This is a genomic window from Nocardia sp. NPDC056611, assembly GCF_042792755.1.
Classification (GTDB): domain Bacteria; phylum Actinomycetota; class Actinomycetes; order Mycobacteriales; family Mycobacteriaceae; genus Nocardia.
Genome location: NZ_JBHTVV010000001.1, coordinates 221965 through 237051, shown reverse-complemented (window position 1 = coordinate 237051; position 15087 = coordinate 221965). Strand labels below are relative to the sequence as shown.

14 protein-coding genes are annotated in these 15087 nt (G+C 68.3%); 3 read left to right on the top strand and 11 right to left on the bottom strand.

What is annotated here, in order from left to right:
- Nucleotides 1-39: 39 nt before the first annotated feature.
- Nucleotides 40-393 carry an SPW repeat protein gene (locus ACFRAQ_RS01230; RefSeq protein ID WP_357091167.1) on the bottom strand — a complete coding sequence of 118 codons (354 nt, stop codon included), beginning with the start codon at nt 391-393 and terminating at the stop codon, nt 40-42.
- Between the two features lie 157 nt (nt 394-550).
- On the opposite strand from ACFRAQ_RS01230, the gene ACFRAQ_RS01225 reads away from it, so the two are divergent.
- Nucleotides 551-1744, top strand: a complete 1194-nt coding sequence (locus ACFRAQ_RS01225; RefSeq protein ID WP_379092444.1) for an NAD(P)/FAD-dependent oxidoreductase — start codon at nt 551-553, stop codon at nt 1742-1744.
- A 95-nt stretch (nt 1745-1839) separates the two neighbouring features.
- Nucleotides 1840-2622 (top strand): glutamate racemase, encoded by a 783-nt coding sequence (locus tag ACFRAQ_RS01220; RefSeq protein WP_379092441.1) that lies wholly within the window; start codon nt 1840-1842, stop codon nt 2620-2622.
- Nucleotides 2623-2776: 154 nt separating this feature from the next.
- Here ACFRAQ_RS01220 and tuf read toward each other — a convergent pair whose 3' ends face one another.
- The 7 genes from tuf to hppD form a co-directional block, all read right to left on the bottom strand.
- On the bottom strand, nt 2777-3967 hold the full coding sequence (gene tuf / locus ACFRAQ_RS01215) for an elongation factor Tu (RefSeq protein WP_328602995.1): 1191 nt from the start codon (nt 3965-3967) through the stop codon (nt 2777-2779).
- Between the two features lie 116 nt (nt 3968-4083).
- Nucleotides 4084-6189: an elongation factor G gene (gene fusA / locus ACFRAQ_RS01210; RefSeq protein WP_379092437.1), complete on the bottom strand. Its 2106-nt coding sequence runs from the start codon at nt 6187-6189 to the stop codon at nt 4084-4086.
- A 182-nt stretch (nt 6190-6371) separates the two neighbouring features.
- Complete coding sequence (gene rpsG, locus ACFRAQ_RS01205) at nt 6372-6842, bottom strand: 30S ribosomal protein S7 (RefSeq protein WP_040813378.1); 471 nt, start codon at nt 6840-6842, stop codon at nt 6372-6374.
- A complete protein-coding gene (gene rpsL / locus ACFRAQ_RS01200) occupies nt 6842-7216 on the bottom strand; it encodes a 30S ribosomal protein S12 (RefSeq protein ID WP_014353064.1) in 375 nt (124 codons plus the stop codon). Before rpsL ends, rpsG begins: the two co-directional genes overlap by 1 nt.
- Nucleotides 7217-7494: 278 nt before the next feature.
- Nucleotides 7495-8058: a DUF3558 domain-containing protein gene (locus tag ACFRAQ_RS01195; protein WP_357281732.1), complete on the bottom strand. Its 564-nt coding sequence runs from the start codon at nt 8056-8058 to the stop codon at nt 7495-7497.
- Between the two features lie 11 nt (nt 8059-8069).
- Complete coding sequence (locus tag ACFRAQ_RS01190; protein ID WP_379092433.1) at nt 8070-8600, bottom strand: DUF3558 domain-containing protein; 531 nt, start codon at nt 8598-8600, stop codon at nt 8070-8072.
- A 69-nt stretch (nt 8601-8669) separates the two neighbouring features.
- Complete coding sequence (gene hppD, locus ACFRAQ_RS01185) at nt 8670-9875, bottom strand: 4-hydroxyphenylpyruvate dioxygenase (RefSeq protein ID WP_379092429.1); 1206 nt, start codon at nt 9873-9875, stop codon at nt 8670-8672.
- A gap of 163 nt (nt 9876-10038) precedes the next feature.
- On the opposite strand from hppD, the gene ACFRAQ_RS01180 reads away from it, so the two are divergent.
- On the top strand, nt 10039-10557 hold the full coding sequence (locus ACFRAQ_RS01180) for an Lrp/AsnC family transcriptional regulator (RefSeq protein ID WP_379095708.1): 519 nt from the start codon (nt 10039-10041) through the stop codon (nt 10555-10557).
- On the opposite strand, the gene ACFRAQ_RS01175 is transcribed toward ACFRAQ_RS01180, so the two are convergent.
- The 3 genes from ACFRAQ_RS01175 to ACFRAQ_RS01165 all read right to left on the bottom strand — a co-directional run bounded on the left by ACFRAQ_RS01175 (nt 10558) and on the right by ACFRAQ_RS01165 (nt 14977).
- Nucleotides 10558-11670, bottom strand: coding sequence for a winged helix DNA-binding domain-containing protein (locus ACFRAQ_RS01175; RefSeq protein ID WP_379092426.1), 1113 nt, complete (start codon nt 11668-11670; stop codon nt 10558-10560).
- A gap of 148 nt (nt 11671-11818) precedes the next feature.
- Nucleotides 11819-12793: an NADPH:quinone oxidoreductase family protein gene (locus ACFRAQ_RS01170; RefSeq protein ID WP_379092423.1), complete on the bottom strand. Its 975-nt coding sequence runs from the start codon at nt 12791-12793 to the stop codon at nt 11819-11821.
- Nucleotides 12794-13006: 213 nt separating this feature from the next.
- Complete coding sequence (locus tag ACFRAQ_RS01165; RefSeq protein ID WP_379092420.1) at nt 13007-14977, bottom strand: protein kinase; 1971 nt, start codon at nt 14975-14977, stop codon at nt 13007-13009.
- Nucleotides 14978-15087 lie beyond the last annotated feature (110 nt).

The window sequence follows — 15087 nt, the reverse complement described above, 5'->3', positions numbered from 1 at the left end:
CCCTTCACAGGAGAACGAGGCCGGCGCGCCGCGACCCGGTCAGTGGTGCGCCGCGGTGCCGAATCGGCCCGCAACCTCCGGCATCTCGGCCAACGCGACCACGACCGTCAACGCGCCCACGATCCATGCGACCCAGGAGGCGTTGCTGTAGGAGTGGAAGTTCATCACCCACGGGGAGATGAACATCAGGACACCGAGGACGCCGAGCGCTCGGCCCGTCATCGCGGTACCCATATCGCGCAACTGCGCCAGGCCCGCGAGTGCGATCAGCACACCGAGCACGACGAGGGTCCACAGTGCGCGATCGCTGTGCGCCACCCAGATCGGGGACAGCGCGGCTACTACGCCGAGCACGAACGTCAAGGCGTGCTCCGCGCGACTCACGGTGAACATGGAATGCCTCCTTTGAAAGGCCAGGAAATATGTTCTGATCCCGTTGTAATCCTGATTGACCGCCCGATCAATAAATGCCCGGATACGATTGGGCCGCATCTCGGGTGTGACGGCCGACACGTCGGTGAGGGCCTCGGGGAACCGCTAAGGTGGGCACATGTCGCACTCGGTAGAACAGGTTCTAATTGTCGGTGGTGGACTCGCGGGATTGCGCACCGCAGAGGAGCTCCGACGTGCCGGTTACACCGGTGAACTGACCCTGCTGAGCGACGAGAACCACGCCCCGTACGACCGGCCGCCGCTGTCCAAGCAGTACATGCGCGGCGAAACCGACGACACCGCGCTGCGGCCCGCCGAGTTCTACGCCGAACAGGACATCCGGCTGCGCCTGGGCGTCACCGCCACCGGCGTCGACACCGACGCGCGCCGGGTCCGGCTCTCCGACGGCACCGAAGCCGCCTACGACGCCCTGGTCATCGCCACCGGGCTGCGGCCGCGCCGCATCCCCGGACTGCCCGAGGTCTCCGGCGTGCACGTGCTGCGCTCGCACGACGACGCCGCCGCGATGCGCGAACACCTGGGCTCGGCCCGCAAGGCCGTCATCGTGGGCGCCGGCTTCATCGGCTGCGAACTCGCGGCCGCCTTCCGGGCGCGCGAGCTCGACGTCACCATCGTCGAACCGCAGCCCACTCCCCTCTACGCCGCGCTCGGTGAGCGGGTCGGTGCGCTGGTGGCCCGGCTGCACGAATCCGAAGGCGTCGAGCTGCGCTGTGGTGTCGGGGTGGAAACGCTTGTCACCGAGGGCGACTCGGTGAGCGGGGTCCGGCTCGCCGACGGCAGCGTCGTCGACGCCGACCTGGTGGTCATCGGCATCGGCTCGGTGCCCGTCACCGAGTGGCTCGACGGCTCCGGCATTCCGCTGGCCGCGCCCGCCGACGGCGGCGGCGTGCTCGCCGACGAGACCGGGCGCACCGCGATCCCCGGCGTCTGGGCGCTCGGCGACGTGGCCGCCTGGCCGCACGCCATCGGCCGCAACAAGCGCGTCGAGCACTGGACCAATGCCGGCGAGCAGGCGCAGGTGCTGGCCGCCGCGCTGCTGGGCGAGGCCCCGGCCGAGATCCAGGTGCCGTACGTGTGGAGCGACCAGTACGACATGAAGATCCAGGTGCTCGGCATCCCGGCGCTGGCCGACGAGATCGAGATCGTGGAGGACAAGGGCCGCAAGTTCCTGGCCCACTACCGCCGCGCGGGCACGCTGGTCGCCGTGGTCGGTGCGAGCATGGCGGGCAAGGTCATGAAGGCCCGCGGCGAACTCGCCGCGAACCTGCAGCCGGTGGCTACCGCGGGCTGAACCGGAGCCGGGAACCGTTCGGCTACACCCGGGCGACCACGACATTCCGACCCGCGGTTCGCGATCAGGCCGGTGCCTTCACTACCGTGCATGGTGTGATCGTCGCGCTCATCGACTCCGGACTGGGGCTGCTGCCCACGGCCGCCTGGTTGCGGAAGCTGCGGCCCGATCTCGACCTGCTGCTGCTCAACGACCCCGACGGCGCGCCCTGGGGCCCCAAGCCCGAGCAATGGGTCATCGACCGGGTGCTGGACACCGCACGCCTCGCCCTGCGCGAGGGCGCGGAAGTCATTGTGCTGCCCTGCAATACGGCCAGCGTCACCGCGCTCGAACACGTCCGCGCCATGGTCGGGCCCGAGGTGCCGGTGATCGGCACCGTGCCCGCCATCAAGCCCGCCGCGGCCGCCTGCGCGAAGGTCGCCGTCTGGGCGACCGCCGCCACCACCGGTAGCGCCTACCAGGCCGGGCTGATCGCGCAGTTCGGCGGTGATGCCGAGGTCACCGGGGTCGCCTGCCACGGGCTCGCCGACGCCATCGACCGCGGCGACCTCCCGGTCATCGCCGAGGCCATCGCCGACGCCGCCGCCCGCACCCCCGCCGACACCGAGGGCATCGTGCTCGGCTGCACCCACTACCCGCTCGTCCTCGACGACATCCTCGCCGCGCTGCCCGCCGGGGTGCGCGTCTTCGACAGCGCCGAGGCCGTGGCCGGGCAGACCCTGCGCCGCCTGGACGCGCTCGGACGGCCCACCGCGGGAGCGGGCGCCGTCCGCATCCTGGCCTCCGGGCGTGCAGCCCGACTGCCCTCCGCCGCAGCGGCTTTCGAATCCGGCCGCCTGCTCGGCGCGACCTGCGAGGACCGGCTCACCGCCTCCTGACCACTCCCGGACACACGAAAGGGCCGCTCCCCCGAGGGAAGCGGCCCTTTCGCATGCGGCGACTCGAGGGACGCCGAAAAGGCAAACGGCGCCGCCCCTTTCGGAGCGACGCCGTCTGTCAGCGATTCAAGGAATCACCAGATGATTCAGCGAATCACTTGATGATCTTGGTGACGCGACCGGCACCGACGGTGCGGCCACCCTCACGGATCGCGAAACGCAGGCCCTCGTCCATGGCGACCGGCTGGATCAGCTTGACGCTCATCTCGGTGTTGTCGCCGGGCATGACCATCTCGGTGCCCTCGGGGAGGGTCACGACGCCGGTCACGTCCGTGGTACGGAAGTAGAACTGCGGGCGGTAGTTGTTGAAGAACGGGGTGTGGCGGCCGCCCTCGTCCTTCGACAGGATGTACGCCTGGCCCTCGAACTCGGTGTGCGGGGTGGTGGTGCCCGGCTTCACGACGACCTGACCACGCTCGACGTCGTCACGCTTCAGACCACGAACCAGCAGACCGACGTTGTCGCCCGCCTGGCCCTGGTCCAGCAGCTTGCGGAACATCTCGACACCGGTGATGGTGGTCTTCTGCGACTTCTCGCGGATGCCGACGATCTCGACTTCCTCGTTCACGTTGATCACACCGCGCTCGATACGACCGGTGACGACGGTGCCACGACCGGTGATCGTGAAGACGTCCTCGATCGGCATCAGGAACGGCTTGTCGGTCTCACGGACCGGGTCCGGGATCGACTCGTCGACGGCGTTCATGAGCTCCAGCACGGACGCGGTCCACTTCGGGTCGCCCTCGAGCGCCTTCAGGCCGGAGACGCGCACGACGGGGGCATCCTCGTCGAACTCCTGCGAAGCCAGCAGCTCGCGGACCTCCATCTCGACGAGCTCGAGGATTTCCTCGTCGTCGACCATGTCGGACTTGTTCAGCGCGACCAGGATGTAGGGCACGCCGACCTGGCGGGCGAGCAGCACGTGCTCACGGGTCTGCGGCATCGGGCCGTCGGTGGCGGCCACGACCAGGATCGCGCCGTCCATCTGGGCGGCACCGGTGATCATGTTCTTGATGTAGTCCGCGTGACCGGGGGCGTCGACGTGCGCGTAGTGGCGCTTCTCGGTCTGGTACTCGACGTGGGAGATGTTGATCGTGATACCACGAGCCTTCTCCTCCGGCGCCTTGTCGATCTGGTCGAACGCGAACGCGGCGTTCACGTCCGGGTAGGTGTCAGCCAGCACCTTGGTGATCGCGGCAGTCAGCGTGGTCTTGCCGTGGTCGACGTGACCGATGGTGCCGATGTTGACGTGGGGCTTCGTCCGCTCGAACTTCGCCTTCGCCACTGTGGTCCTCCTGGACTAGTTAGTGCGTGCTTTTTTGCAGCAGTGCGGTTTGTATTACAGGGGGTCGTTCGACGACCACGCGGGGCGGACTCTCGAGAATCCGCCCCGACAGCGAATTACTCGCCGGTCGCCTTGGCGATGATCTCCTTCGACACGTTGGCCGGAACCTCCGCGTACGAATTGAACACCATCGAGAAGTTCGCCCGGCCCTGGGTCTTCGACCGCAGGTCACCGATGTAGCCGAACATCTCCGAGAGCGGAACCAGCGCCTTGACGACACGGGCACCACTGCGTTCCTCCATGGCCTGGATCTGGCCACGGCGGGAGTTCAGGTCGCCGATCACTTCGCCCATGTAGTCCTCGGGCGTGGTGACCTCGACCGCCATCAGCGGCTCGAGGATCACCGGACCGGCCTTGCGGGCCGCTTCCTTGAGGGCCATCGCGCCGGCGATCTTGAACGCCATTTCCGAGGAGTCGACCTCGTGGTAGGCGCCGTCGAGCAGCGAAGCCTTCACGTTCACCAGCGGGAAGCCGGCGAGCACGCCGTACTGCATGGCGTCCTGGATACCGGCGTCGACCGAGGGGATGTACTCACGAGGAACGCGGCCACCGGTGACCTTGTTCTCGAACTCGTAAGTGGCGCCGTCCTCGGCGTCGACCAGCGGAGCAAGCGCGATGATGACACGGGCGAACTGACCCGAACCACCGGTCTGCTTCTTGTGGGTGTACTCGTACTTGTCCACCGTCTTGGTCAGGGTCTCACGGTAGGCCACCTGCGGCTTACCGATGTTGGCCTCGACCTTGAACTCGCGCTTCATGCGGTCGACGTAGATGTCGAGCTGGAGCTCACCCATACCGCCGATGACGGTCTGGCCGGTCTCCTGGTCCAGCTTCACGTTGAAGGTGGGGTCCTCCTCCGCGAACTTCTGGATCGCGGTGCCCAGCTTCTCCTGGTCGGCCTTCGTCTTCGGCTCGATGGCCACCTCGATGACCGGGTCCGGGAAGGTCATGGACTCCAGCACGATCTGGTTCTGCGGATCGCACAGGGTGTCACCCGTGGTGGTGTCCTTCAGGCCGATGACCGCGTAGATGTGGCCGGCCACGGCCTCGGGAACCGGGTTCTCCTTGTTGGAGTGCATCTGGAACAGCTTGCCCAGACGCTCCTTCTTGCCCTTGGTCGCGTTGATGACCTGGGCGCCGGAGTCGACCTTGCCGGAGTACACACGGACGTAGGTCAGCTTGCCGAAGAACGGGTGGGTCGCGATCTTGAACGCGAGGGCCGCGAAAGGCTCGTCCGAGGACGGCTTCCGGGTCAGGACCTCGTCCTCCTTGCCGGGCACGTGACCCTGCACGGACTCGACGTTCAGCGGCGACGGCAGGTAGTCGACGACCGCGTCGAGCATGGGCTGAACGCCCTTGTTCTTGAACGCGGAACCGCACAGCACCGGGTAGAGCTCGGAGTTGACGGTCATCTTGCGGATGGCGCCCTTGATCTCCTCGACCGAGAGCTCCTCGCCGCCGAAGAACTTCTCCAGCAGGGCCTCATCGGACTCGGCGACGGTCTCGAGCAGCTCCTGGCGGTACTGCTCGGCCTTCTCCGCGAGATCGGCCGGGATCTCGACGACCTCGTACTGCTCGCCGAGCTTGGTCTCGCCCTTCCAGACCTTGGCGTTCATCTCGACCAGGTCGACGATGCCCTCGAAGGTGTCCTCGGCGCCGATCGGCAGCTGGATGACCAGCGGCTTCGCGCCCAGGCGGTCCTTGATGGTCTGAACGGTGAAGTAGAAGTCAGCGCCCAGCTTGTCCATCTTGTTGACGAAGCAGATACGCGGCACGTCGTACTTGTCGGCCTGACGCCACACCTGCTCGGACTGCGGCTCGACGCCTTCCTTGCCGTCGAACACGGCGACGGCGCCATCGAGCACGCGCAGCGAACGCTCCACCTCGACGGTGAAGTCGACGTGGCCGGGGGTGTCGATGATGTTGATCTGGTTGTCGTTCCAGTAACAGGTCGTCGCGGCGGACGTGATCGTGATGCCGCGTTCCTGCTCCTGCGCCATCCAGTCCATGGTGGCGGCGCCATCGTGAACTTCACCGATCTTGTACGTGATACCGGTGTAGAACAGGATGCGTTCGGTGGTGGTGGTCTTGCCCGCATCGATGTGGGCCATGATGCCGATGTTGCGGACCTTGTTCAGGTCGGTGAGCACTTCCTGTGCCACGGAAATCTTCCCCGCTCGTAGCTAGTTGGGATTCAACGGGATGAGCCAGGGAGTTTTTCCCTGAGCCCTCGGTGTCAACGTCGGGCGCGACGCGTAAGTGCCTCGCTTGCGAACAGCTCGGCTGTCGCGCCCGACATGTGACTCGTCTCCCGGCACTTCCGAACGGAGGGCCGGGCCACAGGTCACCAGCGGTAGTGCGCGAAGGCCCGGTTCGACTCGGCCATCTTGTGGGTGTCCTCACGACGCTTCACCGAAGCGCCCAGGCCGTTGCTGGCGTCCAGCAGCTCGTTGGCCAGACGCTCGACCATGGTCTTCTCGCGACGGGCGCGGGAGTAGTTGACCAGCCAGCGCAGCGCCAGGGTGTTGGCGCGGCCCGGACGGACCTCGACCGGCACCTGGTAGGTGGCGCCACCGACACGACGGGGCTTGACCTCGAGGGCGGGCTTGACGTTGTCCAGCGCGCGCTTGAGGGTCACGACCGGGTCGGTGCCGGTCTTCTCGCGAGCCTGCTCGAGGGCGCCGTAGACGATGCGCTCGGCGGTGGACTTCTTGCCGTCCAGCAGGATCTTGTTGACCAGCTGCGTCACCAGGGGCGAGCCGTAGACCGGGTCGTTGATCAGGGGACGCTTGGGAGCGGGACCCTTACGCGGCATTAGCTCTTCTCCTTCTTGGCGCCGTAGCGGCTGCGGGCCTGCTTGCGGTTCTTGACACCCTGGGTGTCGAGCGAGCCGCGGATGATCTTGTAGCGCACACCCGGGAGGTCCTTCACACGACCGCCGCGCACGAGCACCATCGAGTGCTCCTGGAGGTTGTGGCCCTCACCGGGGATGTAGGCCGTGACCTCGACCGCGCTGGTCAGGCGAACACGCGCGACCTTACGGAGCGCGGAGTTCGGCTTCTTCGGGGTCGTGGTGTACACGCGGGTGCACACGCCACGACGCTGCGGGCTCCCCTTGAGGGCCGCAGTCTTGGTCTTGGCGACCTTGTCGCGGCGACCCTTGCGGACCAGCTGGTTGATGGTTGGCATAGACCGGCTTTCCTTATTAGTAACCAGGTGTCTGGAACTTCATGTCTTTGTCATTCGAGCTTTCCGCCCAGTTCCCGCGGCATTTCGCCGCCACGGGGTCGGGCGTGTCGTACGCAGCTCGGAGCCCTTTTCAAGGCACGCTGAAAAGGTCAGCCGCTCTCGCTGGCCTACGTACTGCGCATCAACTTGCCCGAATGCTTCCGGGCACAGCGGTCCACGATACCCGCGGGCTCCATGGGGGGCAAAAGAGGGTCCCCCCGCCGGGGCTGGTAGAGCCCTTATCGGGCCAGGTTCAACGTCAACTCCACCAGCTTGCGAGCCGCTTCACAGGGGTCCGCGTGCCGAGATCCGTTGCGGTAGTTGACCCACCAGCCGACGATGCCGGTATCCGCGGCCGGTGCGCTCACACCGCACGAGTCCGGATCGTTCGGGCGGTGCGTCTCGAGCGAGCGCCGGCCCTGCACGGTTATGTCGTTGGTCACATACTTCAGGCGGTCGTTGTTGGCCTTCTCGTTGGCCAGCGAACCGAGCTCGTACCAGCTGAGCGTGACCATGCCGCTGCCCGCGGCGCCACCGGTCAGATTCCACATGCAGACCGCGCCGTTGAACGACGGCTCCACATACATGTTGTCGCCGACCGCCTTGCCGATGTCGTCGACCGCGACCACCTGGCATTCGCGCAGCAGCTTGTCGAAGTTGGTGTTGATGCGGGGCGCGCCGCCGGTACCGGTGGTGCCGCCCGCGGGCAGCGCGGTGCCCGGCACGGTCTTGCCGCAGCCCGCCAGGGCCGCGGTCAGGGCGAGCACGGACGCGGCGACGGCCAGCTTGCTGCGACGCGGCATGGCGGTCCCCCTCATCCGAGCCGCTGCACGGTCAGTTCGGCCATCTTGCGGGTGCGATCGCAGGGGTTGCCGAGATTGCCGCTGCCGAACGCGCCGTAGGAGATGGACCATTCGAAGAAGTCGTCGTCGAGCTGCACCGCGAGATCGCAGACCGCGTTGCTGGGGTCCAGCGCCTGGAAGCCCTTGCGCCCGCCGACCTCGATGCTGGCGGGGGTGCGGCCGACGCTGGCCACCCACGCCTTCTCACGATCGATGGGACTGCCGCGGTACGAGGCGAAAGTCACGCTGGAGGAACTGATTCCACCCGCCTGCCAATTGCAGCCGGTGGAGTTCTTGAAGACGGTGGTGAGGGTGCCCAGACCACCCAGGTCCCGGACCTCGTCGTCGGTGAGGTGGCCGCACTCCCCCACGAACGGGCCCAGCGTCGCCACCTTGGGCGGCGTGCGCAACCCCGGAGCGTCCTCGGAATCCTTGGCTCCCCCACACGCCGACAGCAGCAAGGCGAGGACCGACCCCGCGACGATCGCTGACGCCATTCGCATGGCCTGAACTCTACTGGTTTTGCCGGGTCCGGCTCGTCGCCAGGGTTTGCGGTCGTGTTGCTTTGCTGTTCAGAGGTTTCCGCGCGCGTCCTGTTCACGCTCTATCGCCTGGAACAGGGCCTTGAAGTTTCCCTTCCCGAAACCGAGGGAGCCGTGGCGTTCGATGAGCTCGAAGAACACGGTCGGGCGGTCGGTGACGGGCTTGCAGAAGATCTGGAGCAGGTAGCCGTCCTCGTCGCGGTCGACCAGGATGCCGCGGCGCTGGAGTTCGGCGACCGGGACCCGGACGTGGCCGATGCGGGCGCGCAGTTCCGGATCCTCGTAGTAGCTGTCGGGGGTGTCGAGGAATTCGATGCCCTCGCGGCGCAGCACGTCGACCGCGGTGAGGATGTCGCCGGTGGCCAGGGCGATGTGCTGGACGCCGGGGCCGCGATAGAACTCGAGGTACTCGTCGATCTGGGAGCGCTTGCGGCTCGGGGCGGGTTCGTTGAGCGGGAACTTGACCCGGTGGTTGCCGTTCGCCACGACCTTGCTCATCAGCGCCGAGTAGTCGGTGGCGATGTCGTCGCCGACGAATTCGGCCATGTTCTCGAATCCCATGACGCGCCGGTAGAACTCGACCCACTGGTCCATCCGCCCGAGTTCCACATTGCCGACCACGTGGTCGATGGCCTGGAAGATGCGTGCCGGCTGCCCGGGGCGCGGGGCGTACCCGGAGCGGCGGGGCTGATAGCCCGGCAGGTAGGGGCCGTAGTAGCGGGAGCGGTCGATGAGGCTGTGCCGGGTGTCGCCGTAGGTGGCGATGGCGGCGGAGCGGACGACCCCGTATTCGTCGCCCTCGTCGTGCGGTTCGACCAGGACGGTCGCGCCCTGGGCGCGGGCGCGCCGGATGCAGCGGTCCACGTCCGGCACCTCGAGCGCGATGTCCACCACCCCGTCCCCGTGCCGATCATGGTGCGCGACAAGCGGACTGGCCGGGTCCACCGCGCCCCGCACCACGAAGCGGGCGCCGCCGCTGCGCAGCACGAACGCCTTGTGGTCACGATTGCCGGTCTCGGGCCCGGAGTAGGCCTCCAGCCGCATGCCGAACGCGGACTGCAGGTAGTGCGCGGTCTGGGTGGCATTGCCGACCACCCACACCAGCGCGTCCCAGCCCAGCACGGGGAAGGGGTCCGCGGCGGCGTCGTGGTCGATCAGGCCGACCAGGCGGCGCAGTTCGTCGTCGCCGGGCAGGTCGCCGGACCGCGGGCGCTGGTGTCCTGCGTCGATGCTCATGTGATCAGGAAAAGCCCACCGGTCGCCACTAGGCAATATCGCCGAAATTCACTGAACACTGTGGTGAATCGCACCACCATCCGCTACCCGGTGCTGGACAATTTGAATAGCAGCGAACTCACGAGCGGAGGCTCCGCTCGACCCCATGAGTGGAGGCTCCGCGATGTCCCGCACGCCCGCCCGGCTGGATGAACTCGACCTGGCCATCCTCACCGCCATGCACGAGTACCAGAAGGCGGGCATCCTGGAACTCTCCCGCCGCACCCGGGTCGCCCGCGCCACCGTGCAGTCCCGCATCGCGCGCATGGAGGAGGCGGGGGTGATCTCCTCCTACGACCCGCAGATCGACGTCACCGCGGCCGGTTTCGACGTGCAGGCCTTCGTCACCCTGGAGATCGCGCAGGGCGCGCTGGACGCGGTCGCCATCGACCTCGAGGCCATTCCCGGGGTGCTCGAGGCCTACGCGACCACCGGTTCCGGGGACGTGCTGTGCCGGATCGGCGCGGACTCGCACGCCGGGTTGCAGGCGGTGCTGCTGAGCATCGACCGGACCAGTTCGGTGGTGCGGTCGCACAGCGTGGTGGTGTTGTCCACGGTGGTCCCCCACCGCACGCTGCCGCTGCTGCGGACGCTCACGCCGACGGGGTCGAGCAAGGCCCCGGCCTACCGAGCCGCGCACTGATCACGGGCGCAGGTCGGCTCCGGCTTCGAGGATCTCGACGGCCGGGGTGCGATCCGGCTCCGAGAAGGCCAGCAGGGCACCGGCTTCCGCCTCCACCGCGGCACGGTCCGCGTCGGACCACGCCGCGCGCGGGCTGATCCGCACAGCCGCGGTGTCGCCCTTGGTGAAGACCTTGTAGACGCCGGAGAGGAAGCCGTCGACCAGGATCGGGGAGACCTGGTTGGCGAACGCGCGCAGCGGCGGGGCGTTGCCGTCGGGGACGATGCGGGTGCGGTCCTGGTGGGACAGCAGGGCGTTGTCGTACCAGCCGAGCAGGCGGACGGGGGCGGGGGTGTCCGGGTCGGCCAGGGTGGCGTCGGCGGCGTCGTAGAGGGTGCGGCCGCGGTCGTCGGTGTAGGTGCGGACGCGGTCGCCCAGTTTCGCGACGGCCGCTTTCATGCCGGTCAGCTTGGACCAGGTCTGCATGTCCATGGTGGTGGCCGGGCCGAAGGCGCGCAGGTAGCGGAGGAGCAGTTCTTCCAGGGGGTAGCCGAGGTCGAGGGGGGCGCCGAGCCACGGCTGGACGCGGGACCAGACCGGACGGCTGCTGTCGCCCCAGCGGCCGCGCGGCGGGGTCTGGAGGACGGGCAGTTGGTAGAGCCAGGCCTGGACGATCGCGCCCGGATCGCGGTCGGGATAGCGCGCGGCGGCGTGCTCGCGCAGGGTGGCGGCGGGAGTCGGGTCGTCGCCCAGCACCGATTCGCCCTGGGCGCGAACCTCTTCCGGGTCCAGGCCGACCAGGGCGCCGTAGTTGAAGCCCTTGCGGAACGGGATCTTCTCCAGCTCCGGCTGGATGTGCGGGGCGATGCGCAGCGCGTCCGGCGGGGTGACCAGGTGAATGGTGCCGCGCATCAAGGTGATTCGCACCAGGGAGCGGTCGTCGAGCGCCGCCGACACCGCGGCCGGGTCGAAATCGGTTGCGCGGCTCCACAGGGCGACGAACGGCGGCAGCATGTCCTGCGCCTGCAGGCCAACGAGGTGATCGCACAGTTCGTGCACGCCGAGCGTGGACCGCTCCAGCAGGTGCTGGCGTTCGAGCAAGGTGCGATTCAGAACCCGATTGGACAGCTTCACGTTTCGTGACGCTACGCGACCCGAACCTGTCACGCCCGCACCGGACGACGCCCACGTCAGCGCGCGGGGAACTCGCGTCCATCACGCTGCGGGCCTCGCGTCCACACGGAGGTGAGGCCCTCGTCCTGCACGAGGGTGCCGTCCCCGCTCAGCGCAGGGTGACGACGACCTTGCCGGTGGCGGTGCGCTTGTCCAGCGCGGAAACGGCTTCGGCGGTGTGCGCGAGGGTATAGATCTGCGGCTCCGGCGGGGTGATCTTGCCGTTCGCCAGCAGCGGCGCCACCTCCTCCCACTGCTCGCGCAGGTAGCCCGGGTGGGTCATGACCCATTCGCCCCAGGCCGCGCCGATCACCTCGACGTTCTTGAGCAGCAGGCGATTCACCTTCACGGTGGGGATGTCGCCGGCGGTGAAGCCGACCACCAGGACGCGGCCGCCCGAGGCCAGCGAGCGGATGCTGTCGGTGAAGCGGTCGCCGCCCACCGGGTCCAGCACGATGTCGACGCCGCGGCCGCCGGTCAGTTCCTTGACCGCGGCCAGCCAGCCGTCGGTGAGCACCACGTCGGTGGCCCCGTTGGCGCGAGCGACCTCGGCCTTCTCCTCGGTGCTGACCACCGCGATCACCCGGCCCGCGCCCAGCGCCTGCGCCATGCGCAGCGTGGAGGTGCCGATGCCGCCCGCCGCGCCGTGCACCAGCACGGTCTCGCCCGGGGCCAGGCGGCCGCGGTTGCGCAGGCAGAAGTGCACGGTCAGGTCGTTGAACAGCACGCCCGCACCGGACTCCAGGGAGACGTTGTCGGGCAGTTTGAAGACCATGTCGTTCGGAGCGATGGCGACCTCGGCGGCGGCATTGCCCAGCAGCGTCAGCGCGATCACCCGATCCCCGGCTTGGACATGCGAGCCCTCGGGAGCCTCACGCACGATGCCGCCGACCTCGCAGCCCACGACATAGGGCAGCGGCGGCTTCATCTGGTACAGTCCGCGAGTCATGAGGACGTCGGGGAAGGCGATCCCGGCGGCGTGCACGTCGATGACGACACCGCCCGGGTAGGCGACCGGCTCCGGGATATCGAGAACCTCGATCGCTTCCGGGCCTTCCAGCTTGCTCACCACGGCTGCGCGCATTCGCGAACTCCACCGCCTCTCCGTACCTTCAGCGGGCGGCTGAGCGCCGTCGGCTGTCCTGCATCCGTACTTGCGTCGGGTGCGAACCTGGTTCTGGACGTACCCGGGGAGTTACCCCAAGCGCCACGAAATCAGTCGTCACGTCGCGCATCGCCACCATACATCCGGTGGCTGGAAGCCGTTGGCCACCGCGTACTTCACAAGCCGGTTCGCTCAGCGGTGGGCGTACTCGATCATGGATTCGTTGGCCGCGACCTGACCGTCCTTGGTGATGACCAGGCCGTACGCGGTGATGCGGTACTGGGTGCCGTCCGTGGGGTTGGTGACGGTGAAGCCGCCGTTGCCGTCGGGCACCGGATCGTTTATCTGGATGGTCGCGCCATCACTGATGCGCAGGCCTTTGTAGTAGTAGCGGCCGGCGGCGTTGCGGCATACGACCAGGCGCGAACGCTCCGTACGGCCGATGACCATGGCGGGATCGCTCGAACCGCAACGCGGGCTCGAGTCGAACCCCTGTGCGTCCGAGTTGGATACGTTCGCGCTGAGCGGGACCAGCGTGGTGGTCGGGGCCATCGTCGGCGACGTGTAGGTACCCGCGCTGTTTCCCGCGCGAGTCGTGGTGACGGTGGCGGAGTCCTTGCTGTCGCCGGAGTCGTTGCCGGACAACAGCACCCAGGCCAGTACCGACCCCAGCACCAGGACCACGCCGAGCAGGGCGCCCACCACCAGCGGCAGCGAACCGCGGTCCTTGGCCGGCAACGGCAATGGTGCGGAAGGATGTTCGCGCGGCACGGACTGATCGACGAACCCGGGGAGGTACCCGGACTGTCCGGCGACGGTTTGCCGTAGCACCGTCGGATCGACGTTGCCCGGCGCTACCGGGGTCGGCTGCCCCGGGACCTGGTCTCCGCGCGAGTAATCCACCGGACCGGCCGAAGGGCCGACCCGAGAGTTATCCACAGGCATCCCCCGGGAGTGATCCACAGGCCCCGCCGGGAACGCGTGTGCGGCACGCGAATTGTCCACAGGCACAGACGGGTGCGGCTGCGGTCCGGACGGGTGCGGCTGCGGTCCGGACGGATGCCGCACCGGACCGGACGGGTCGGCGCTCCGCACGGGACCGGACCGGTCGGCGCTCCGCACGGGACCGGACCGGTCGGCGCTCCGCACGGGACCGGACGGGTCGGCGCTCCGCGCCGGGCCGCCGACCGGCGGATTCATCTGGCGCGCGGGATCGGCCGGGCCCGAAGGATTCTCGAGGTAGTGCGGTTCCGAATGCCCGGGCGGAACCGCCGGATTGCCGATGGTCGGCGGAGCGGGCGGCACCGTCGTGCGGGTCGGTTCGCCGTGCGCGGCGCGCATCAGCGCGGCCCGGGCGGCCCGCGCGAGCTGGCCCGCGGTGGCGTAGCGGCGGCCGGGCTCCTTGGCCATGCCGATGGCGACCACCTGGTCCAGGCCGACCGGGACGCCGGTGTGGACGCTGGGGCGCGGCGGCGGGGTCAGCATGTGGGCGCGGATATTGGCCAGATTGCCGGTCACCCGGAAGGGCGGGCCGCCGGTCAGGCATTCGTAGAGCACGCAGGCCAGCGCGTAGATGTCGGCGCTCGGCGAGACCGAGGCATTGTGCTCGAACCGTTCCGGCGCCATGTAGGCGAAGGAGCCGATGGCATTGCCGGTCTGGGTGAGCTGTACGTCGGATTCGGTGTGCGCGATGCCGAAATCCACCAGGTAGGCGAACAAGTCGCCGGTGAGCAGGATGTTGGCGGGTTTGACGTCGCGGTGCACCAGGCCGCTCTCGTGCGCGGAGTCCAGGGCGGCGGCGATCTGCTCCACCACGGCGACCGCGCGCTCGGGCGGCAGCGGGCCCTCCTCGAACAGGTAGGCCTTGAGGTCGCGACCGCGGACCAGTCGCATGTCGATGAACAGGACCCCGTCCACCTCACCCCAGTCGTGCACCGGAATGACGTGGGGTTCCTGGAGTTTGGCGGCGGTGCGGGATTCGCGGCGGAAGCGTTCGACGTAGGTGGGCTGCCGGGCCAGGTCCACATCGAGCAGTTTCACGGCGACCACCCGGTCGCGCACGGTGTCGTAGGCCTCGTAGACCTCGCCCATGCCGCCGACCCCGAGCAGCCGCCGCAGTTCGTACTGCCCGAACCGCGAACCAGCCCTCTCCCCTGCGGCCACCCGCGTCGTCCTCCCTACTGCCGGATGCACTCCGGGAACCCACCGGAGATACACCTGGAAAGGCTACGGGGCGCACGGCCCGGTGTCATTCCTTCGAACAGCGCACCGGC